At 70.2% G+C, this 21,971-nt stretch carries 13 protein-coding genes; 7 read left to right on the top strand and 6 right to left on the bottom strand.

Annotated features, from left to right (window positions below):
- Positions 1-12 precede the first annotated feature (12 nt).
- From zorA to G407_RS31950, 5 genes are read left to right on the top strand one after another with little or no spacing between them, the layout of a single operon-like run.
- Positions 13-2,139: an anti-phage ZorAB system protein ZorA gene (gene zorA / locus G407_RS29920; protein WP_043540523.1), complete on the top strand. Its 2,127-nt coding sequence runs from the start codon at positions 13-15 to the stop codon at positions 2,137-2,139.
- A 12-nt stretch (positions 2,140-2,151) separates the two neighbouring features.
- Positions 2,152-3,015: an OmpA/MotB family protein gene (locus G407_RS0124510; RefSeq protein WP_029032926.1), complete on the top strand. Its 864-nt coding sequence runs from the start codon at positions 2,152-2,154 to the stop codon at positions 3,013-3,015.
- Positions 3,012-4,394, top strand: coding sequence for an EH signature domain-containing protein (locus G407_RS0124505; protein WP_029032925.1), 1,383 nt, complete (start codon positions 3,012-3,014; stop codon positions 4,392-4,394). The genes G407_RS0124510 and G407_RS0124505 overlap by 4 nt, the downstream gene beginning before the upstream one ends.
- Positions 4,395-4,398: 4 nt before the next feature.
- Positions 4,399-7,362: a DEAD/DEAH box helicase gene (locus G407_RS29915; RefSeq protein ID WP_052341863.1), complete on the top strand. Its 2,964-nt coding sequence runs from the start codon at positions 4,399-4,401 to the stop codon at positions 7,360-7,362.
- A 30-nt stretch (positions 7,363-7,392) separates the two neighbouring features.
- Entirely contained in the window at positions 7,393-8,376 is a 984-nt protein-coding gene (locus G407_RS31950; RefSeq protein ID WP_156917714.1) for an ASCH domain-containing protein, read from the top strand.
- Here the strand turns inward: G407_RS31950 and G407_RS0124495 are convergent.
- From G407_RS0124495 to G407_RS32930, 3 genes are read right to left on the bottom strand one after another with little or no spacing between them, the layout of a single operon-like run.
- Positions 8,303-10,420, bottom strand: coding sequence for a UvrD-helicase domain-containing protein (locus tag G407_RS0124495; protein WP_029032924.1), 2,118 nt, complete (start codon positions 10,418-10,420; stop codon positions 8,303-8,305). The two genes, G407_RS31950 and G407_RS0124495, sit on opposite strands and share 74 nt — an antisense overlap.
- A gap of 35 nt (positions 10,421-10,455) precedes the next feature.
- A complete protein-coding gene (locus tag G407_RS0124490) occupies positions 10,456-12,543 on the bottom strand; it encodes a UvrD-helicase domain-containing protein (RefSeq protein ID WP_029032923.1) in 2,088 nt (695 codons plus the stop codon).
- A 15-nt stretch (positions 12,544-12,558) separates the two neighbouring features.
- The gene (locus G407_RS32930) at positions 12,559-12,846 is read right to left on the bottom strand and encodes an HNH endonuclease (RefSeq protein WP_425337525.1); all 288 of its coding nucleotides are present in this window, start codon (positions 12,844-12,846) and stop codon (positions 12,559-12,561) included.
- Here G407_RS32930 and G407_RS32705 point away from each other — a divergent pair.
- Positions 12,745-13,005: a hypothetical protein gene (locus tag G407_RS32705; RefSeq protein WP_245259173.1), complete on the top strand. Its 261-nt coding sequence runs from the start codon at positions 12,745-12,747 to the stop codon at positions 13,003-13,005. The two genes, G407_RS32930 and G407_RS32705, sit on opposite strands and share 102 nt — an antisense overlap.
- 360 nt (positions 13,006-13,365) lie before the next feature.
- Here the strand turns inward: G407_RS32705 and G407_RS0124485 are convergent, their stop codons facing one another.
- The 3 genes from G407_RS0124485 to G407_RS29900 all read right to left on the bottom strand — a co-directional run bounded on the left by G407_RS0124485 (position 13,366) and on the right by G407_RS29900 (position 20,293).
- Complete coding sequence (locus G407_RS0124485; protein WP_245259172.1) at positions 13,366-15,996, bottom strand: site-specific DNA-methyltransferase; 2,631 nt, start codon at positions 15,994-15,996, stop codon at positions 13,366-13,368.
- A 341-nt stretch (positions 15,997-16,337) separates the two neighbouring features.
- On the bottom strand, positions 16,338-17,252 hold the full coding sequence (locus tag G407_RS30855) for a hypothetical protein (RefSeq protein WP_052341862.1): 915 nt from the start codon (positions 17,250-17,252) through the stop codon (positions 16,338-16,340).
- The gene (locus G407_RS29900; protein ID WP_043540522.1) at positions 17,249-20,293 is read right to left on the bottom strand and encodes a BPTD_3080 family restriction endonuclease; all 3,045 of its coding nucleotides are present in this window, start codon (positions 20,291-20,293) and stop codon (positions 17,249-17,251) included. The genes G407_RS30855 and G407_RS29900 overlap by 4 nt, the downstream gene beginning before the upstream one ends.
- A gap of 479 nt (positions 20,294-20,772) precedes the next feature.
- Between G407_RS29900 and G407_RS0124470 the strand changes: the two genes are divergently transcribed.
- The gene (locus tag G407_RS0124470) at positions 20,773-21,954 is read left to right on the top strand and encodes an IS110 family RNA-guided transposase (protein WP_029030530.1); all 1,182 of its coding nucleotides are present in this window, start codon (positions 20,773-20,775) and stop codon (positions 21,952-21,954) included.
- Positions 21,955-21,971 lie beyond the last annotated feature (17 nt).

Genomic DNA, 21,971 nt, shown 5'->3' with positions numbered 1-21,971 from the left:
GCGAGCTGCTGGATGTTTCTCTTCACACAAGGCTTGCTTTGGACCTGGCCGATTCGCGCGGCCCTGTTCCTCGGGCTCGTGGGCGGCGTCGTGTACGCCCTGGCGCTGGTCTGGCCCGTGCTCGATGCGCGCATCCTGGTCGAGACGCTGGACGCCGCCATGCGCCGCGGCGAGATCGAGGGCGTCAGCCGGCCGCAATTCGTGTTCGCCCTCGCCGCCGGGATCGCGGCGCTGGCTGCCGGGCTGGCCGCCGCCTATCTCGTCATGCACGCGCTCCTTCTCCCGCTCGCGGTCGCGGCGGCGCGGGGCCGGATCGCCCGCCATCCGACGACCGTCGCCTTCGCCGAGGCGTTCCCCGCGGTTTCCGCGCAGCTCGGGCGCCATCCCCTCCTGGGGCATGCCTGGTCGGAATTCGCGGAGACGCTCGTCGAGCCCCGTGAGCCGGGGGGCGTCTATCGCAATACGGTGCGGCCGTCCGCCTTCTTCAACCTCGCTCTCGCGCGCGAGCGACTGTTCGGCCTCAAGATGATGGGGGCGATCCCGGGCTGGTTCGTCGGCGTGGGCCTACTTTTGACCTTTGTCGGCCTCGTCCTCGCGCTGGCCAAGGCCGGCGCGGCGGCGAGCGCGGACGACGCCGACGCCATGCAGCGGGCGACCCGCGAGCTGCTTCAGGTCGCGACCTTCAAGTTCGCGACCTCGATCGCCGGCCTGGGCTGCTCGATCGCGCTCTCGATTCTCTTCCGGGTGTACACGATCTGGATGGAGGGCGCCTTCGACGCCTTCTGCCGGGCGGTGGAGAAGAACCTGCTTTACGCCGCGCCGCAGGCGCAGGCGGCGGAGATGACGCAGCTGATGCGCGACCAGGCGGCGGAGCTGAAGGCGATCAACTCGGAAGCCTTCTTTGCGCGCATGGGCGAGAGCCTGGCGCCGCGCATCGACACGGCCTTCGCCTCGGCGATCGCGCCCGTCACGTCCAGCATCGATACGGCGATGGAGCGGCTCGCCGCCTCGAGCGAGAGCGGCGTCTCCGATCTGGTCGAGAAGTTCACGCAGAGCGTGCAAGGCGGGGCCGGCGCCGAGCTGCGGGAGCTCGCGGGCGCGCTCCAGGCGCTGCAGGGGTCACTCGGCGAGGTCCAGCGGGCCATCGGCGCGAGCGGCGTCGAGTTCGAGACGCGCATGATCGCCGCGGCCGGACGGCTCGACGGGCTCGTCTCCGCGGCCGGCGCGACCTTGGGCGAGAACGCGCAGAAGAGCCAGGCCGCGATGACCGAGGTGCTCGAGGCCATTCGCGAGACCATGGCGGGGGCCGACGCCCGGATCGGAGAGGCGCTGGGCAGCGCCGCCGACGGCGCGTCCGGCCGACTCGAGGCGGCGATGGCGCGCGTGCTGGAGCGGCTCGAGGCGCAGGCCGGCGAGTTCGGCGGCAGGCTCGGCGCCTTCGGGCAGACGCTCTCCGACCAGCTCGACCAGACCCGCGACAAAGCGGCGGAGGCCCAGGCCGCCGCCGCGGCCGCCGTCGCGCAGGCCTCCGCAGAGGCGGCGAAGGCGCTGCGGGACGGGCTCGCCGACGCCATGGAGGCCATCAATGCAGAGGTCGAGCGCTTCGCGGCCGCGATCCGCGACGGCCACGGCGCGCTCGCCGAGCAGGTGCGCGCGTCGGGCGAGGTCGCGGCCCAGTCGCGCGCCGCCGCCGCCGCCTTCGGGTCGAGCGCCCGCGAGGTCGAGGCCGCAGCGGCGCCGTTCGCGAAGGCCGGCGAGCAGATCGCGGGGGCGAGCGAGCGGGTGGCGAGCGACGTCGCGCGCTCCGTGGAGACGCTCGAAGCCGGGCGGCAGGCGGCGCAGACCCTCGCCGAGGCGCTGACCCGGCACAACGAGCAGCTCGCCCGCACCTGGTCGGACTACGCGGCCCGGTTCGAGGGCGTCGACCGCTCGCTCGCAGAGGCGCTGAAGGCGATCTCGGAGGCGAGCGCGGCGCAGGGCGAGGTGATTGCCGGGCGTGTGCGCGAGATCGACGAGGCGTTCGCGAAGGCGATCGACAAGCTCGGCCCGTCCCTCGAGACGCTCGGCGAGAACGTCGATCGTCTCGGCGAGGACGTCGAGGCCCTCCGCGACACGTTCGGCCGGCAGGCCGCCGAGTAGGAGTGAGCGCGCATGCTGGCCGAGGACGAATCCGGAGCCGCCGCCGAGGAGGGCGAGAACTATTTCGTGTCGATGACCGACATGATGATCGGCGTGCTGTTCGTGTTCCTGATCATGCTGATGGTCTTCGCGCTGGATTTCCGCACGCAGACGGACGTGCAGCAGGGCGCGCTGGAGGAGGCGCGCCGGCTCGCCGCGAGCGTGCGCGACCTCCAGGCCGAGATCGCCGCCGAGATCGGCGCGATCGACGAGGCGGCGGAGGCGCGCCGGGAGCTGCTCCTCGACATCAAGGAGAGCCTGGAGGCCCGTGACATCGACGTCACGATCAGCCCCCGCAGCGACGTGCTGCGCATCGGCGAGCGGGCGGTGCGCTTCGCCTCGGGCGATCCCGCCCTGCGCGGTGAGGCGGCGGCGAACGTCGCGACCATCGCCGGCGTGCTGGAGCGGGCGCTCGAGCCCTATGTCGCCTGTCGCGCCGAGAGCGGGACGCCGGCCTGCCGGGAGACGGGCCGGCCGTCGATCGAGACGGTCTTCATCGAAGGCCACACCGACCGCACGGGCGTCGACCGCGCCAACTGGACGCTCTCGGCGGAGCGCGCCGCGAACACGTACCAGGAGATGGTGCGCGCCGCCGGCGGCCTCACGGCCTATCTCAACCGAACCGGCGAGCCGGTCCTGTCGATCTCGGGCTACGCCTCCTCACGCCCGATCGATCGCGGCGACGATGAAAACGCCTTCGCACAGAACCGCCGCATCGACCTGCGCTTCGTCATGGAGAACGACACGCGCGAGCGAATCGAGCGCCTCCAGCGCCGCACTGGTGAGCTGGAGGGCGAGATCGAGGCCCTCATCCGCGCCATCGAGAGCGAGCCGTGAGCGCCTTCCTGAAAGCCGCGATCCGCGCCGCGCGCGAGCGGCCGCCCCCGCCGCGCTTCCCTCCGGTCCCGGCGACGGCGGCCGCCGCCGCGCGCCTGAGGGAACCCGACGTCCTCGGGGCGCCCCGCGAGGCCGCGGACTACGACGCGCTCGCCCGCGATTTCCTCGCCAGGCTCACCCGCAACGCCGCGCTCACGGCGCGCGAGCTGGCGAAGCTGCCCTGGTGCCTTTGGAGCACGCAGCCGGCGATCGCCGCGGATCCCGCCGCGCTCACCGCCGCGCTCGCCGCGATCGAAGCGGCGCCCCGTCCGCGGCCCCTGCGGGCGCTCGCCGCCTCCTTCCTGATCAGCTTCGATCCCGAGCGACCCGGCATGCGCGCGGTGGCGCACATGCTGTCGCGCACAGTCGAGCGCCTCGGGCGACCTTGGGACGCGTTGCACGGCTTCTTCGCCCTGTTCGACCCCGGCGTCGGTCCGCGCCGCATCGCCGCGCAGGCGCTGGCCGAGCGGCGCGCGCCGAGCCTGCTCCTGCGCGAGCGCGGGCTCGGTCCGCTCGCGGCGCGCTCGGCCTACGCCCGCGCCTGCGCCGGGGAGGCCCTGAGGCTCCTCGCCCGCGACACGGCGATCGCTCCCGCGGATCGGCTCGCTCTCGTGCGCGATCTCGCGCTCGACGAGCGCGGCAAGCTCGTCTTTGAGGGCCAGGGGCCGGACGTCGCCGACGCTCTCACTCTGCCCTTCGCGACGAGCCCGCCCGACAAGCCGGTGCGCGACCGCTCCCTCGCGCTCCTCCTCGACCTGTTCAAGGACCCGCGCCTGCCGGACGGCCGTTGGGCGCGCATGCCGAAGGCGGCCGCGATCGTGCGCGGCTGGTTGATCGAGCAGACGCTGCGGCAGTTCCTGGACATCGTGGATCGGGTCAGCCGCGGGCAGGCGCATATGTGGGGGCCGCGGCGCAAGTTCTGGGAGGCGGTCCACCGGGCGGGGCTGATCTCGGAGGCTTGGGTCGTGTTCGAGGCGACCGGGGCGCAGGAGGCGCGCCGCGCCTACGGCAAGGACGTCGGCTTCGCCACCTTCTCGGGCGTCCAGGCCGGACAGGCGGTCCTGCTGCTGCGGATCGGGCGCGGTGTCGTGGTCGAGTGGAGCCACAGCGGCAAGTGCATCGTGCTGAGCGACGGGGAGACGCGGGACGCGCCTCGCCTCTATCAGCCGGCCTACGTCGCAACGAACCTCAAATGGCCTCACGCGACCGACAGCCTCGATCGGGCCGTCTTCGCCGTCACGCATTGGCCCCACGAAGGCCCCAACAGCTGGCAGCGCAAGGTCGCGCGCAAGCTCCACCAAATGACCGGCGTGCTCGTGCCGGCCTCCGAGTACGAGTGAGCCGATGGCGCGGTTCTCAGCGACGGCGACGCCGGACGGCGTCCGGATCGAGGCCTCGGAGCGGAGGCTGCTCGTTCGCCGCCCGGTCCCCGTCGTGGCCTGGGCGACGCTGCCGGGCGCCCCGGGCGCCGCCGGGCGCCTGATCGCGGCGGCGGTCGAGGACGGCGCGGCGCGGCGCGACGGCGAGGGCGTTCTCCTCCCGCACGCCGCCGCCGTCGCGCTCCCCGGGTCGCTCGCCGACGCGCTCGGCCTTCCGCCGCTCGCCGCGCTCTCCGCGACGCTCTCCTACGACGGGCGCGTGGAGGAGCCGAAAGGGCGCATCCGCATCCGCTGGTACGACGCGAACCTGCGCGTCGTCCAGGCGACGCGCACCGGCGCGTTCATCACGATCGCCTCCGAGCCGAGCCGGCTGTCGGAGCCGGTCTTCGCGCTGGCCCAGGCGGTGGACGGCTACAACGCGACTGTCGGCGCATCGCCGGAGGCGCGCATCGCCGCGTGGGGGCCGGTGCAGGACGCGCTCGCCCGCGCCACCGGCCGGGAGGTCCGCGCCGACGAATACCTTTCGAGCCTCACCATCTACCAGGCCGGCGCCTTCGCCCTCGACGTGCGCGAGACGCGCAACGGCCCGGACTTCGTGCCCGTCCTGATGAGCCGCGCCAAGGCGCGCTCGACCGAGGACGACGCGCCCGCCGCAGAGGAGGGCGAGGAGCCCGAGGGGGAGCTGCGCGACGCCCTCGCCGACGCGCTGCTGCCACCGGAATGGCAGAAGCGCTTCGCCGAGGAGCGCTTCGCCGCCGTCGGCGCCCGCGAAGCCTATGTGCTCGGCCGCAACGTCTATTGCGTCGTCTCCCCCGAGCTGAAGGCCGCGCTCGAGGTCGTCAGGCGCATGCGCGGCGCCGATGTCGCGACCCGGCGCGCCTTCGTGCGCAACCCGCGCCCCGCCCTTGCGGAGGCGACCGGTCGCGAGGATGCGGGCGGGCTCTTCGTGGAGACGGAGCACTATTCCGAGCGGGTTCTCGGCCTTGGCCTCTGGACCCGGCCGGCGCTGCCGTGGCTGCAGGCGAAGGCGGGACAATGGCTGCCGGAGGGCTTCCTCGTCGCCCTGGGCGGGCGGCGCTTCGTCGTGAGCGAGGCGGAGCTCGACGGCGCGAAGACGGCCGTAGCGGCGGCCCGCGCCGAGGGCGAGGCGGCGGTCGTGGTCGGCGGGGCCGCCTATCCGATCGACGAGGTCGAGGCGGCGATCGAAAAGGCGACGCGCATCGACACGCCGGGGCCGGCGGCCGAGGAGACCGCCGACGCGCCCGACGAGGTCGTGCCCGATGCGCCGCCGGAGCCCGTCGGCCGAGAGGGTCTGATCATCGCCGACAACCTCGAGGACGTCGGCTACGCCGTCGCGGGCCCGCCGCGACCCGCGCTGATCGACGCCGCTCTACCGGGGCCGCCGCTCGTCGCCACGCGCCCGAAGGCGCACCAGCGGGAGGGCTTCGACTGGCTGCTCGCCGCTTGGCGCGCCGGGCTTCCCGGCGTGCTCCTCGCCGACGACATGGGCCTCGGCAAGACGTTTCAGGCGCTCGCCTTCCTCGCCTGGGCGCGGGAGAACCGGCGCGCGGGGGCGGCCCGTCTCGCACCTCGCCAGCGCGGGCCGGTACTGGTCGTCGCGCCGACAGCGCTCCTGCAGAACTGGATCGCGGAGGCCGAGCGCCATCTCGCCCCTCACGCGCTCGGCGAGCGCGTGGACGCTTTCGGCTCCGGCCTGCGCCGGATCAAGCGGCCCAAGGACACCGGCTGGACGCCGGAGACCGCGATCGACCTCGACGTGCTCGGTACGGCCGATTGGGTGCTGACCACCTACGAGACCCTCGCCGATAACCACCGCGCCTTCGCCCGCATCGCCTGGTCGATCGCGGTGTTCGACGAGATGCAGAAGATCAAGGACCCGCGCACCATCAACACCCACGCCGCCAAAACGATGAACGCCGATTTCGTGCTCGGGCTTACCGGCACGCCGATCGAGAACCGGCTCGAGGACCTGTGGTGCATCATGGACCGGGTGGCGCCGGGCCTGCTCGGGGCGCTGAGGGAGTTCAGCGGGCGCTATTCGGAAGCCGATCCAGAGGCGCTCGCCGCCCTCAAGACGAAGCTCGATGCGTCGGCCCCGACGGCGCCCGCGCCAATGCTGCGGCGGATGAAGGAGGATCACGTCGAGGGCCTTCCCCCGCGCACGGTGCGCGCCTACGAGACGCCAATGCCCGACGACCAGGCCCGCGCCTATCTCGAGGTCGTGCGCGCGGCGCGTGCCGGCGGGCGCGACCGCGGCGCCATGCTGAAGGCCATCCACGCCCTGCGCGGCGTCTCGCTGCACCCCCACGGCGCGGATGGGCTCGACCCCTACGACCCCGCCTCGGCCCGGTCGTGGGCCGAGCGCTCCGCACGCCTTTCGCGCGTGCTCGCCGTGCTGCGGGAGATCGAGGGGCGCGGCGAGAAGGCGATCGTCTTCGTAGAGGATCGCGCCGTGCAGAAGGCCTTCGCCGCCGGAGCCGCCACCCTGTTTGGCCTCGCGGCCGAGCCCGCCATCGTCAACGGCGAGACGCCGGGTGCGAAGCGGCTCGCCATCGTCGACCGGTTCCAGGCCGGCTCGCCGGGCTTCGACCTGCTCGTGCTCTCGCCCAAAGCCGCCGGTGTCGGCCTCACCATCACGGCGGCGAACCATGTCCTCCACCTCTCGCGCTGGTGGAATCCGGCGGTGGAGGACCAGTGCAACGACCGCTGCTACCGCATCGGCCAGGACAAGCCGGTCACCGTCCACCTGCCCCTCGCCATCCACCCCGAGCTGTGCGAGGCGTCCTTCGACGTGACGCTGGACCGGCTCCTCGCCCGCAAGCGGGCCCTCTCGCGGGGAATGCTCGCGCCACCGGTGGCAGAAGGGGATGTGGATGCGCTGTTCGGGGGGAGTGTCGACGCCTCGTAGCCTTTCCCACCGAGACAAAAGGAGAACCCGATGAAGGGCCTGACCATCCGCGAACTGTGGATCGACCTGATCCTCGACGGACAGAAAACCTGGGAGCTGCGCACGAGCGCAACCGCCAATCGCGGAAAGATCGCGCTCGTGCGCAAGGGCTCCGGGCTGATCGAGGGCGTCGCGACCCTCGTCGACGTACTCCCGCCGCTCGACCGGCGTGGGCTTGCGGAGAGCTTCGAGCTGCACCGCATCCCGCCCGAGGAGCAGGAGAACGCGATCGCCAACGATTGGCTGACGCCGTGGGTGTTCGTCGATCCGCTCCGCTTCGCGGCGCCGGTTGCGTATCGGCACCCGAACGGGGCGGTGCGCTTCTTCGATCTGGCGGAGGAGGTGCGGGCGGGGGTGGAGCGGGCGCGGCGGCGGCACGCTGCCGAGCGAAGCGGCGCGCTCCCCGAGCCGGCTCCTGTGGCGCACGGCGGGGAAGCGACCGCCATGCAGCCGCCCGATGACACCCGGACCCGACGCTCCTCGAAAGACCGGAACCCGATCAAAATCGATCCCGCCCTGGAGCGTCTCCTGGTCGATCTCGCCGAAAAACGAGGCCTCTTCGTCGAGCCGCTTTCAGATCCGAACACCAAGCTGATACGGATACACAGAGCAAGAACGGGCGACAGCCCAATCGTTTTCGTCCACCGGACGCAGCCGTCCAGACCCGCCTTCAAGTTTCTGCTGGAGCCCCGGCTAGACGCGGCGGTCGCAGAGCGCGTCGGCCGTGTGACGGGCGTCACGCGCGCCATCAACAGAAACAGAGGTGATCACGTCTTCAGCCATAGCGGGTTCGGCAAGAAAACAGCCGATGGCGAAGCGCTGAGGGTGGGTAGTCCGGCGCGATGGCGCGGAAGTCGCCCTTCGAGCGCTGCTCGACATCGTCGCCGAAGGGTAACACTTTTCACCCCAACCCCGCCTCCCCCAAGAACGGCGACGGGATCGCCGGCTCGTCGCCGATCCGCCCGCTCGACGTGAGGACGAGCCTCCGCTTGGCGCGGGTCATCGCCACGTAGAACAGCCGCCGCTCCGCCTCGCGGGCCTCGAGGCTCGCGGCGCGGCGGAGCGGCCAGACGCCGTCGACGACGTCGAGCATGACCACCGTGTCGAATTCCTTGCCCTTGGCGCGCAGCGCCGTCATCAGGTGGATCGGGCGCCGCCAGGTCTCGTCGGCATCGTCCTCCTCGCCGGGAAGCCGGGCCAGCGTCTCGCGGGCGGCCTCGAGGTCGTCGAGGAAGGTCTGGAAGTCGTCGCCGTAGCGCTCGGCGTATTCCGCGAGATAGAGGAACGGCGGGTCGGCGTGGAAGATGTCCTCCTGGCTCTTGCCGTAATCCTGGTCGAGCCCGTCGAACCCGGCGCCGAGCGCCACGATCGCGCCGCGCACGTCGGCGGCGGCGAAGAGCCGGCGGATCGCCTCGGCGAAGGACAGGCTCGCCCCGCCGTCCTCGTTCACCACCCCTTTAAGCGGCCCGCGGTGGTCGGCGAGCGCATCGAGCGCCTCGGCGTAGCTTTTCGGCTTCGCGGCCGCGAGGTGGCGGCGCAGCCCGTCGCGCTCGGCCCTCTTGAGCGGCCAACGCTTGACGAGGTCGCACAGGCCGAGCACGTCGTCGAGCAGCGTCGGCGAACGGAAGCTCGCGCGGGCGAAGGCGCAGGCCTGGAGCGCGTGGCGCAGCTTGTCGAAGCTGTGGCTGAGGAACACCTGCAGGTCTTCCGCCGCGCAGAAGGGGATGTTTTCGCGGGCCATCATCACCTGGTAGGGGATGAGCTGCGCGCGCTTGCGCGAGAGGATCGCGAGCCGCGCGCCGGGCCGCTGCGCGGCGACGAAGGCGCGCACTTCCGCCATCACCGCGTCGAGCGAGCCCGTGAAGGTCGGCGCGTTGAAGACGTCGATCTCGGCGTCGACCGTCTGCATGGCGACGACGCGCTTCGGCTCGCGCCGCGTGTTGTTGACGATGAGCCGCTGCGAGGCGGCGACGATGTTGCGTGGGCAGCGATAGTTGCGCTCCAGCACGTAGGTGGCGAAAGCGCGCTCGAAATGCTCGTGCGGCTTCAGGATATAATGCGGGCTCGCGCCGCGCCATTCGAAGATCGCCTGGTCGTCGTCGCCCACGAGCGTGACGTCCGCCACGTGCAGCTCGACGATCGCGCGTGTGAGCGCGAGGTCGAGGGGGTTGATGTCCTGGAACTCGTCGACGAGCACCTGCCCGTAGCGCGAGCCGCCGGTGGGGCGGCGCCCCTCCGCGATCTGCCGGCGCACATCGAGAAAGGCCACGTATTTCTGGTCCTCCATCGTGAACATCGCCTGGTCGAGCATCGTGCGGCAGCACTCCTTCCAGAACGGGATCACGGCCTCGAGGAACGTCTCGAGGCGCGTGTCCTCGAGGATCTTCAGCTCGTGCAGGCGATCCACGATCGCCTCCAGCCGGGCAAGCAGGCCGAGCCGCATCAGATCGTCGATGCGATCGTTCGCCTGGCCGAAGCCCTCCGCCTCGTGGTCGAAGCCGAGCGACTTCAGGTCGTCGATGAGCCCGGAGAGCACCTTGTCGATCACGAAGGGCCGCGAGGCGATCGCCGCCGCGATGGCCGGATAGGCCTTCCAGACCGGCTGGAGCGTGTTCTGGACGAGCTGCCGGCGCTCGTATTCGCCGGCGAGCAGGCGGGGGCTGTGGTGGTTGGCGCGCACGCGCCGCCAGCCCCAGCTGTTGAGGGTGACGACGTCGACCGACGAGGCGAGCGCGCCGAAATCGTCCGCCTTCAGCCGCGCGCGCAGCTCGTCGCGGGCGGCGCGGGTGAAGGTGACGACGAGAAAGCGGCCCTTGCCGTCGGCGCGCCGCGAGAGCTCGGCGCAGCGCCAAAGCAGCGATTGCGTCTTGCCGCTGCCCGCGGGCGCGAGCAGCCTGAGGCTGCCGGCGGGCGCCTCGACGAAGGCGCGCTGGAACGGGTCGAGCTGTGCGCGCCCGACATCGCTCGCCTCGGGCATGAGGGCCGGCCCCGGGCCGTGTCCGTCGATCTCGTGCGCCATGGCGCTCTCCTCCAAGTTCTTCTTCGTCTGCGCCGTCAGCCGCGCGCCGCCATGTCCGCCAGGAACTCCGACCCCGGCTCCACCCCCGTCACGATCAGCCGATCCCGCGCCCGCGTGCAGGCCACATACAGGAGGTGCCGCTCGGAGACGTACACCTCCTCGAGCTCCACCGCATCCGCCACCGCCTCGAGCCTTGCCGCGAGCGGCAGCACCTCGTCGTCGCAGGCCATCACGGCGACCGCCTTGAACTCCAGCCCCTTGGCGTGGTGCATGACGCCGAGCGAAGCGCGCGTGCCCGCCTCCTCGCCAACCGCGGTGAGCTCCAGGGCCGGGACGTCGGCGGCGGCGAGCGCTGCGCGGGCGCGGGGGAGCTGCGCCTCGTCGCGGACGAAGACGCCGACCTCGCCGGGCTCCAGGCCTTCGGCAATCGCCCCGCGCAGGAACGCGGCAACCGCCGAGATCTCCGCCGCCTCGTCCTCCAGAAGCGCCACCTCCGGCGCCGGTCCCTCGAACACCGAGACCGTGCCCGCGCGGGCGTCGGCTAGGCCGTCCACGTCCGTCACGGCGTCGGGCAGGAGCCGGTCGGCGGTGGAGCGGATCTGGCGGGAGGTGCGGTAGCAGACCTTGAGCGGCGCCGAGCGGCCGCGCACGTCGATGCCGAGGCCCTTCCAGGAGAAGGGCTGCTGGAAGATGCGCTGGCCGATGTCGCCGGCCAGGAACAGCGCGTTCTCGCCGTCCCCCGCGAGCGCCGCGAGAAAGCGCAGCTCCGGCGGGCCGCAATCCTGCGCCTCGTCCACGATCACGTGGGCGAAGGGTTTTTCCGCCCGCGCCGCGAGCCAGCCCGTCGCCACGGCGAACACCTCGGCGCGGGTGACGAGCGCCTGACGGGCAAGGATGGCGCGGGCCTCCGCGAAGACCGGCCAGAGCCGTTCGCGCTGCCGCGACCCGAGGCGCGCCTTGCGCCCGAGCCGGGGAACCGTGGCGTAGGCCTCGGCGTCGGGCAGGCGCCAGGCGTCGACGATGTGGGTCCATTCCGAGACGAGGAAGCGCTCGGAGGCCTCAACGCCCAGCCGCTCGGCGGCCTTCACGAGCGCCTCGCGCACCTGCTCGGGCCGGGCGACCCGCGGCCGGCGGCCCTCCGCCAGCTCGTAGTATTCCTCCGCGAGGACGGCGAGCGTGGTCACCGTGGTGCGCGGCACGATGCCGGGGCGCGCGCCGGCGAGCACGTCGAGCTTGGCGGCGAGCGCCTTGGCCAGCGCCGGCGCGAAGGTCGCGAGCAGCACGCGGCCGTCTCCCGGCGCGGAGGCGAGGCGCGCTGCACGGTGGAGGGCGACGACGGTCTTGCCGGTGCCGGCAGAGCCGAGCACGCGGGCGGGGCCGGCGAAGTCGCGCGCGACGACGGCTTCCTGGGACGGGTGCAGGAACACCGCCCAGCGCTCCCACGGCGCGGCCAGCGCCGCTTCGAGCGCTTCCGTGCTGTCGACGGCGACGAAGCGGCGGCGGGCGTCGGGGTGGGCGTAGCCGGCGGCTTCGGCCGGGACGGGCGCCGGCGCGGCGAGGCGGCCGGTGGCGGCGTATTCGAGGAGGGCTTCGGCCGCCTCCGCCGGCAGATGCGGGGCCAGCGCGAAGAAGCCGTCCTCGTCGGCGGCGCGGATGTCGGCGATCCAGTCCTCGGGGACGCCGACGCCGAAGAGGGCGTCGGGGTCGAGGGCGGCGAAGAGGGGGGGTGGCGCCGGAGCGGGCGCCTCCGGCTGGAAGAGATCGTGCTGGCGCGGCGGCGCGATCTCCTCCACCCTCTCGCGGATCTCGACGATCTGGATCGCGCCCGTCTTCGGATGCGCCTCGATCCGCCGCCGCGCTGCCCAGGCATAGGCGGCATCGTGGTGATCGACGTACGCCAGCAGCAAGGCGCCCTCGGTCCTGTGGACGACGAGCCGGATGTCCCGGCTCGCCCGCGCCGACCAGAAATTCGGATCCTTCGCCGCATCGATGCGGTGGAGCGACAGGCCCGGGCGGGTCGGGTCGGTCTGGAGGTCGAACGCCGCCGTCTTCACCGCCTTCTGTTCGTCCGCGGTGAGGCGGGCGAGCGCGACGGTAAAGGTCTCGGCGATGCGGAATATCATGCATCACCTTCCATATTATCGCTCTTCAGTTTTCGCGCGGAAAGTGGAAAGATGCTTTCGAAGGCATTCCACTGCGGGGTGCTCAGATTTATTCGGCGGAATTCGAATAGATCTTCCAGCTAGTTTTTCGTAGAGGCTTCCAGAAAGGTCGGAGGCGACGCGAACGACGACGCCACCATTTTCTGGTTCCAGAGACAACAAGTGGCCGTCGAAGAGCCGGTGGACGTCAACTCGCATGGCGATCCCGTTTCGCACATCGTTCGTCTTGATGCCAAGGTAGGGGTAGATGTGGGCAGCGTCCAAAACACCTTCTACGCGCGTCCCAGTGAAGGCGCACCGGTTGCCATAAGCTGCAAGAACCTTGCGACGAAAATCAGCTGCGCCGTCCCGTATCACCCTTTCAGACTCCTGCTTGCGGCGCTCGTCAACCAGCGCATCGACATCAAAGGGGAGCGGAAGTGACGGGAGAAAACTGTATCGGTCAATCAAGATTTGTCGAGGCCGGACGGCGACGATAAAGCCATTCTCAAGCTCTACGTCTAATTCTGGCTCTCTACGGTTCAGAAGAAATTTCAAGCATCCGAGATCGAGAGACCTGATGTCTCCGCTAGGTGTACGAAAAATGAAGGGTACTCGCCCGTCGAGCTCACGAGAGAATAGAACGATATTCTTTTCAAAAAATGCAGTACGGCCCGTACTTCCTACCGCAGTGTCCTTTAAATCTTCTGGCCTAAAGGGCTTATGAGTGCTCCTGGAAAAAGGAGAACTCGGCGTGGACCACTCAGGAACCTCGAACGGCACGTCTTCGGGTTCGCGCATCGTTCACACCCCAAAAACCTTCATCACCTCGTCTCCGAAGTGATTGATCACCTTCACCGCGATCCGGCCCGTGCTCGGCCTTCGGAACGCGCGCGACACCGGGCTATACAACGTCTCCCAGGCGTCGGCGTCAATCTCGGACTTCAACGCACTCTTCAGCGCCTTGTAGGGGTCCTGCGCCCCCAGGAAGTACGCTTGTCTCACGAAGAAGCTCTCCTCGTTGTAATCGTCGTCCACGAACCAGGCCGCCACGCCCTCCACGCCGTCGCTGCGGATCTGCCCCGTGTTCGGGTCGAACACGTCCACCCCGTGGACGCGCACGCGGATCAGCCCCTCGCCCGCGTCCTCCACCTCCACGTCCGGCTCGCCGAAGACGACGAAGAGGTTGCCCTTGCCGGTGTTCTTCAAATCCTCGGCCATGTGCAGGTCGGGGTTCATGCGCGCTTGCAGCACCGGCATCGGGCCCATGCGCTGCACCTCGGCCGCGTGGGCGTCGAAGGCGAAGGCGCAGACGATGAGCACGTCGAAGCGCGCGTCGGTGGCCTCGCGGGCGGCGGCGACGATGGCGGCGCGGGTGACGGTGCCGAATTCCGGGCCGATGAAGATCGCAGCGCGCCGCTCCGCCGCGCCCTCGGCGAAGGTGCCCGCCGCCCCGATCCACTCGCCCGGCCAGCCCTGGAGGGAGGTGAAGCGGATCGTGTCCGACTTCGCGTGCTGGTGGACGCCGGCCGTGCGCAGGTGCTCGATCACCATGGTGGCGAACTCGGTCGGCGGCGTGCCGCCGGTCTGCTTGATCCGCTTGCCCGTGCCTGCGTCGAGCTCGTCGATCAGCTCGTCGTCGAGATCGTCCGCGGGCACGACCCGGTGGGGCGACAGGCTCTCCACCGTGCAGGGCCCGGCGACGCGCACGCGGCCCTTGTCCTCGTAGGGGCGATCGTAGAGCAGCTCGACATCGGCGGCGCGCGCTATCGCGGCGTCGATCTCGCCCTGGCGCGCGATGCGCACCGTCCAGAACCGCTCCAGCGCGTCGGCCGCCGCGTGCGGCCAATCGGACGGCGCCTCGCGGGGGACCTCCCACTCGAGCAGCGCGCCCGCGGGCGCGTCCTCGCCGGAGGGGAGCTTATGGAGGCCGGGGGCGCCGAAGGTGATCTTTTTTCCCTCGCGCCCGCCGCTGGCGATCGGGAAGGGCTCGGGATGGCCGGCGAGCGCGGCGTTCAGCGCGGCAAGCGCGGCCTCGACCTGCGGCTGGAAGCGCTCGTGGATGACGTCGATCTCGGCATTGTTCGCGATCGACTTCAAGGTGACGTGCGGCGCGCGCTCGTAGACGAAACCCTGGCGGACGTCGCCGCGCGTGCCGTGCTCCGGCAGCACGCGCCCCGACACCTCCGCCTCCTTGCGCCGCCCCTCGGGGCTGTCGGCGAGGAGGTAGTAGGGATAGCGCGCGCCCATGATCCGCGCCCGGGCCAGCGCGAGCGCCACCCGCGAGGTGTCGATCGTGATCCAGCGCCGGCCCCATTGCTCGGCGACGAAAGCGGTGGTGCCGGACCCGCAGGTGGGGTCGAGCACGAGGTCGCCGGGGTCAGTGGCCATGAGGAGGCAGCGTTCGACGACTTTCGGAGATGTTTGGACGATGTATACCTTCCCGGTCGCACCGCCAACGTCATCCCAATAGTCACCCAGTCGCTGAACTGGGTAGTCGTCAAAGAAGTATTTGAGACGGATCTGGGTTTTCTGAAGCGCAATGCGCCCTGCTCGCTCGGCGCGCTTTAGACCCTCAGGTAAAATCTTCCAGTGTGCCGCGTTTCCCGGGTGAAATCGCTTTGCATGGATGAACACATCACATGTCGTGGTGGTTCTGATGCCGTCCGAGGTAAGCGGATAGGCGGAAAAGTCCGTTCTCTCGATAGTCGTCCCGGTTGTCGCCGAACCGTCACGGAGGAAGAATAGCGGCCGAAATTTAGCTTGGGACGCGACTTTCGAGCGCGAATACCAGAGCACATCATCGCTCGTCGATTGAAGAAAATTGCCGCTCTGACTTCCTGTTTTCTGAACAGCTATGGAGCAGATGAAATTCTCCTCCCCGAACACCTCATCCATCACCGCCCGGACGCGGTGCACGTTCTCGTCCCCGATCTGCACGAAGATCGATCCGCTCTCCGTCAGAAGCTCCCGCGCCACGGTCAGCCGGTCGCGCAGATAGGTGAGGTAGGAGTGGATGCCGTCCTTCCAGGTGTCGCGGAAGGCCTTCACCTGCTCGGGCTCGCGGGTGATGTCGGTGGCCTTGCCGTCCTTGACGTCGCGCGAGAGGGTGGAGACCTGCCAGTTGGAATTGAACTTGATGCCGTAGGGCGGGTCGAAATAGATCGCCTGCACCTTGCCCTTCAGCGCCTCGCGCTGGGCGAGCGAGGCCATGGCCTGGAGACTGTCGCCCAGGATCATCCGGTTCGTCCAGTGCTGCTCGTGCTGGTAGAACTCGAGCCGCGCCTCCGGGTCCGGCAGGCCGTTGAAGTCGGCGAAGAGATCGGGCGCGTCGGTCTTGGCCTGCGCGCCGGCGCTCGAGCGCCGCATCAGGTCCTGGATGATCGCCTTGGGGTGGATCTTCTCCTGGATGTAGAGCGGCGGCGCCTCGACCACGAGGTCCGACCAGTCCTGCGCGTCCTTCCCCCGCCAAACGAGCTGCGCGTCCCCGATCGAGACCTCGCCGGTCTTCGTCAGCTCCTCGATCTGCGCCTTCGAGAGCCGGATGCGCGCGCCGTTCCAGACGATCTGCGGATCGCGATCCCCGTCCCGCTCCCGCGTCTCCCCCGGCCCGAGCGGCCGCGCCCGCTCGAACCGCGCCGGCTCGACGGGGTTCTGCGCCTCCTGCGCCAGCGCGAAGCTCTGATGCTCGGCGGTCGGGATGTTCCTGCGCCGCTCGCCCTCGTGGGCGAGCGTCTCGACGCGGGTCGGGCCTTTGGGGGTGCGGGCCATCGGTATCAGTCCTGTCCGTAGGTCTCGGCGAGCGCCTCGGCGAAGCGCGCGACGGTGTCGTGCAGCCAGTCGGCCATGGCGGGCCAGTTCGCCTCGTCGGCCGTCTGGGTTCGCAAGCTGGTGGAGAAGGCCCCCTCGAAGGCGGCGCCGGTCGTCGCCTCGATGCGGCGGTCGAACTCGGCCCGACGGCCCTCCAGCCGCGGGAGGACCGCATCGTAGCCGAGACCTTGCCCGCCGCGCACGAAGGCGCCGACGCTGCTGGAGCCGAGATAGTACGAGATAACGAGATCGAGCGGCTCGATCTTGCGCCAGCGGTTGGAGGCGCGGTTCGGCGGGCCGTCCTTCAGCATGTCGGGATGGCGCGTGGTCACGAAGGTCCAGAACGCCAGGCGGCGCGCGGACGCGTCGTCGGCGCTGCGCGCCTCGCGGGTCTCGCTGACGACCTTCCGATCCCAATCGTTCGGCTTCTCGAGCACCTCGAACAGCGGCGCCATCGGCGAGGCGCCGATGCGGACCACCGAGACCTGTACGGCGAAGAACGCGAAGGGCTCGACCGTGTGCTCGTTGAGCCAGCGCACCGCAGAGAGATGCTCGTCGCGGAAGCGCGGCGCGACCCAGACGACGCGCTGTGCGCCGAGGCCCGTGAGATAGGTGAGGATCTGGCCGAGATGGCCGTGATCGCTCGCCTCGAGCTGGTTCTCGATGAGGACCACCGATCCGTCACGGCTCTCGCGCGCGACGATGTCGGCGCGGTAGGCGCCCACCGCGACCTCGGTCGCCTCGATGGCGAGCTCGAGCCCGAGCGCCTCGCCGAGCCGGCCCAGGTTCTCCGCGAGCCAGGGCGTGAAGGACGCCGCCTCGTTGGCCCAAGCCGCGCGGACGTCCACGCTCTCGAGCCGCCCCAGAGTGGGTATCGTCATGCCGGTTCCGTCTCGGTCTTGCGCGCATGCAGCGCGAGCTGCTCGTCCACCAGCCGCCCGAAGGCGGCCTCGATCTCATACACGTCGCGGAATTCCGCGAAATCCCACCGGCCCCACAGGCCGACATTGTTCACGCCCGGCACCCAGAGCGTCTTCATCGTCTCGGCTTTCAGCTGGGCGTCGATGCCGCGATAGCCCTTCGTTTCGACGACGAGGTTCAGCTCCTCGCCGTCTCCGAGGTCGATCCGCACGATGAAATCCGGCACGTAGCGCCGCACCACGCCGCCGTCGCGATAGGGCACCTCGAAGCCGAGCCCCTGGTTCTTGACGTAGGCGATCACCCGCGGATGCGCCTCCAACACCCGGGCGAGTTCCGCCTCCCACTCGCTGTCGCAGACGACGTAGTTGATGTGGCTCTTCTCCGGGTCCGTCTTCCAGAGGTCTGCCTTCGAGGTGGTGAAGCCGACGAAGCGCGAGGAGCCGCGCGGGTTGTACGGGTCCGGCACCGCCTTGATGCGGCTCTCGCCGGGGGCGGAGCGCTGGCAGGCGAGGTAGATCAGCTCGCAGGCCTTGTCGGCGAGCTCGAGATACATCACGGCCGCGCGCGGCACGCCGCCCTTGGTGACGAGATATCCCTCGTCGAGCCAGCGGCCGACGATGCGCTTAGCGTCGTTGAAGAGGTGATAGGGCGTGTCCGCGCCGGGCTCGGTGAGCTTCGTCTCGACGAAGCGCTTGGCGAGGTGGAACACGATCGTGCTCGGCCGCACGGCCTCGAGCACGGTCGGCGTGATCTCGACGTTCTCGCCCACGATGCCCGCCATCAGCACCGTGCACGGCCCCACCTCCTCGGGCGTGAGCGGGAGCCGGCTGTCCTCGCTGAAGGTCGCCTTCAGCCGCTCCGCCGGCAGGTCCCGGCGGTAGCCCTCGACCCGGGGATAGAGGATCTCCAGCCGCTCGCGCTCGCGCATGGCCTGGACGCGCGTCGTCGGCTTAGGCGGCGTCGGCGGGGCGACGACCTGCTTGCCGGTGAAGTCGAAGGGGATGCCGAAGATGTCGGCGTATTCGGCGTCGAACAGGCCCTGGTCGTTGAGCGCATACGACTGCCGGCGCAGCGCCCGCCCCACCACCTGCTCGCAGAGCAGCTGCGTGCCGAAGGCGCGCACGCCCAGAATATGAGTGACGGTGTTGGCGTCCCAGCCCTCGGTGAGCATGGAGACCGACACCACGCAGCGGATGTCGGCGCCGAGCCGCCCGGGCTTGCCCACCGTGTTCATCACCTCGCGCAGCAGATCGGCGTCCGACAGCGTGTCGGAGACGGCGCCCGCGCCCTCGCGCACCGCCTTCTCGCGCTTGAACGCCTCGATCTCCGGCCCGGCGATCTCCCGAAAGGCGGGGTCGAGCGCCTCGCCGCTTTCGAGCTGCATCGAGTCGATGAGCAGCGTCCTCGGGCGGGCGAGGCGCTGGCCGTATTGGTCGTAGTTGCGGAACAGCTCCAGGTGGCCCTGGTGCACGTTGAGAAGCTCGCCGTCCTCGTTCGGCCGGTCCCAGCCGGAGATCCACTCGTAGACCAGCTTCGAGATGGCCGTGTTCTGGCACACCACGATGAAGACCGGCGGCGTCTCGATCACGCCGTCCCAGAGCCGGAACGTCTTCTCGTAGTGGCTGTAGAGCAGGTTGAGCGCGGTGAGGAGCTTGTTGGGCAGCTTCAGCGGATCGAGGTCCCCCGCCTTGCCCGCCCCCTTCTTCGGCAGCTCCTTGCCGATATGGACCCACAGGTCGCGGAAGGTCGGCGTGTCGCCGCCGGTCGCGTTGTCCGCCACCGGCACGCGCGGCAGCTTCACGATCCCGCACTCGATGGCGTCCATCAGCGAGAAATCGGAGACCACCCAGGGAAACAGCGTGCCCTCGCGATAGCCCGAGCCGCGCAGGAAGAAGGGCGTCGCCGAGAGGTCGTAGACCGCGCGCAGCTTGCCCTTGCGGGCGAGCGCCTCGAGGCCGGAGATCCACAGCCGCGCCGCCTCGTTGTTCTGCTTCGCTTCCTCCTTGTCCTCGGCGGTGAGATCCTCCTCCGAGCGGGGCTTCTCGCGATAGCAGTGGTGCGCCTCGTCGTTGAGAACGACGACGTTCTTCAGCGCGAGGAGATCGCCGCAGACCCGGTGCAGCATTTCGCCCACGCTCTCGGTCGTCTCGATCGGCTCGCCCGTGCGCCCTTTGAGGAGCGCGCTGCCGACCTTGGAGATGTCGAGCGTCTTGCGGCGCTGGAAGGCGTGGTAGTTGGTGATGACGATCTTCGCCTTGGCGATGTCCGGCAGCATGTCCGGCGGCACGATCTCGCGCGAGGCATAGTAGGAATTCTCGTCGGCGGGGTTGAGCACCCGCAGCCGGTCGCGGATGGTGATGCCCGGTGCCACGATGAGGAACCCGCGGGCGTAGTGCGGTGAGCCGGGCGTGCGCGCCGCGTTCGCCGCCTGCCAGGCGATCAGCATGGCCATCACGGTGGTCTTGCCGGCGCCGGTGGCGAGCTTGAGCGCGATGCGCAGGAGATCGGGGTTCGCCGCCTCGTTGGCGCCCTTCAGGTGGTCCCAGTAGCGCTGGTAGCGCTTCTCCCGCCGGGCGACCTCGGCGAGCCAGATCGCCGTCTCCACCGCCTCGATCTGGCAGAAGAAGGGTTTCGGGCCCTGGAAGTCATGGCTGCGCCAATGCTGGAGGAGCCGCGCGGTGGTGGGCGTCACGCCCCAGTCGGCGGGGTTCTTCAGCGCGCGCCAGGAGGCGACGTGGCCTCGGATCTCGTTGATGATCGGGGTGGGGTTGTACTCCTGCCCATCCTCGGAGAACCCCTCCGCGTCCCCGAGCGAGAGCTCCGCCTGCTTGCCGCGGGCCTTCTTCTTGCGCGAGGGCGGGACCGGGGTGAGGAGCTTCGAGGGGCGTCGGCCCGGCTGCGGAGGCAGGTCGAGCGGCTGCCCGGTCTCGTCCAGCGCATGATGCCGGGAGGGCTCCGCGTAGGGGGAGTTGAGGATGGGGTTCTCGAAGAACGACGTCACGCGGGCACCAGCAATGAGGATCGAGCAGCGACCGGGAGTGTAGCCGCGCCTAACGTCGCGTTCCAGTAACTTCCGATCTCGACCGAGGTCATGTGGATCGGCACGCGGAGGGACTTCCTAAAAGCTCCCAATCGGAGCCCTCCTTCTTCCCTGCCGGGCATTGGAAATGAGTTTCCTTTCGGTCTGGGAGGGGGGGCGCTGCGGAGCATGCGCGGGTCCCGCAGCGTGCTGATCCACAATCTGCGAGCCGCTCACTCGGCCTTACCCAGTTGATGCGTTCCGGCCGCGACTCGGCCAGTCTGTCGGGACGCAGGCGATTTGGGCATGGTTATCACTCCGGCTGCCCTCGATGGCTCCGCCGGCTGCGCCACCCACATCGCCACCGGGGTTCGACTGCTGATTGCTCGATGCCGATCATGGCTCCGTAAGGCGATGCCGGCGAGACCCTGGATGCGGTTCGTCGACGTGGGGGAGGCGCCATGCGGATCTGTGTCGGTATCGACGTCGCCAAGGACGTCCATTGGGTTCATGCGGTCGATCAGGACGCGCGCGTCCTGATCGACCGCGCGGTTTCGAACGAGCAGGAGGCGCTCGAGGCGCTGGCCTCCGATCTCGTCGGCCTCGACGGCGAGGTGCGGGTCGGCCTCGACGTCACGGGCTCGATCGCCTGCTTCCTGGAGGCCGTGCTGATCGCCGCCGGCCTCGCGCTCGTCCACGTGCCCGGCATCGCGGTCAACCGCGCCGCCCAGGGTCATGCGGGCGGTGAGCGCAAGAGCGACCCGCGCGACGCGCGCGTCATCGCCGATCTCGTGCGCACCCGCGCCGACCTCCGGCCGATCCTGCCCGACGAGGAGACCACCGTCGCGATCCGGCTCCTCGTCTCCCGCCGCGGCGACCTCGTGCAGGACCAGACGCGACGCGTCTCGCGCCTGCGCCAGTTCCTCGCCTCGATCCACCCCGGCCTCGAGCGCAGCCTCGATCTCGGCGCCAAGGGGCCGCTCGTGCTGCTGACCCGCTTCGTCACGCCCGGCGAGATCCGCGCGGCCGGGAACGCCCGCATCGTCAAGCAGCTGCGCAAGACGCCGAGCCTGCGCGATCCCGAGCGCCTGGCCGAGATCGCTCTCTCCGCCGCCCGCGCGCAGACCATCGTCGTCCCGGGCGAGGCGACCCTCGCCCGGCTCGTGCGCGAGCTCGCCGTCGAGGCGCTGGCCGCACGCGAACGCATCGCCGAGATCGACAAGGAACTCGCAGCCCTCGTCGCCGCCCACCCTGACGGGGCCCTCATCCGAAGCCTGCCCGGAATGGGGGTCGTTCTCTCGGCGGAGTTCATCGCCGCGGCAGGCTCCATCGCCCGCTTCCGCTCGGCCGACGCCATGGCCTCGGCCGCAGGCCTCGCGCCAATCCTGCGGCAGTCCGGCAAGGCGCGCGCCCTCCGACGCGCCTTCGGCGGCGACAAGGCCCTCAAGCGCGTCTTCTACCAGAGCGCCTTCTGCGCCGTCGTCGCAAAGGACCCGACCTCCCGCGCCTACTACGACCGGAAGCGGCGCGAGGGACACAGGCATGTCCAGGCCCTCGTCGCCCTGGCGCGACGACGCGTGAACGTGCTCTGGGCCATCCTCAATCATCGCCAGCCCTTCGATCCGAGCTACAGAGCGGCTTGACATCGGCATTACTCAGC

Source organism: Salinarimonas rosea DSM 21201 (assembly GCF_000429045.1).
GTDB lineage: Bacteria > Pseudomonadota > Alphaproteobacteria > Rhizobiales > Beijerinckiaceae > Salinarimonas > Salinarimonas rosea.
This window is presented reverse-complemented; position numbering and strand designations above follow the sequence as displayed.

Excerpts from the sequence above, each read along its gene's own strand:
- zorA (WP_043540523.1), top strand. The coding sequence starts at position 13 with ATGTTTCTCTTCACACAAGGCTTGCTTTGGACCTGGCCGATTCGCGCG.
- G407_RS0124510 (WP_029032926.1), top strand. The coding sequence starts at position 2,152 with ATGCTGGCCGAGGACGAATCCGGAGCCGCCGCCGAGGAGGGCGAGAAC.
- G407_RS29915 (WP_052341863.1), top strand. The coding sequence starts at position 4,399 with ATGGCGCGGTTCTCAGCGACGGCGACGCCGGACGGCGTCCGGATCGAG.
- G407_RS31950 (WP_156917714.1), top strand. The coding sequence starts at position 7,393 with ATGAAGGGCCTGACCATCCGCGAACTGTGGATCGACCTGATCCTCGAC.
- G407_RS0124495 (WP_029032924.1), bottom strand. The coding sequence starts at position 10,420 with ATGGCGCACGAGATCGACGGACACGGCCCGGGGCCGGCCCTCATGCCC.
- G407_RS0124490 (WP_029032923.1), bottom strand. The coding sequence starts at position 12,543 with ATGATATTCCGCATCGCCGAGACCTTTACCGTCGCGCTCGCCCGCCTC.
- G407_RS30855 (WP_052341862.1), bottom strand. The coding sequence starts at position 17,252 with ATGACGATACCCACTCTGGGGCGGCTCGAGAGCGTGGACGTCCGCGCG.
- G407_RS0124470 (WP_029030530.1), top strand. The coding sequence starts at position 20,773 with ATGCGGATCTGTGTCGGTATCGACGTCGCCAAGGACGTCCATTGGGTT.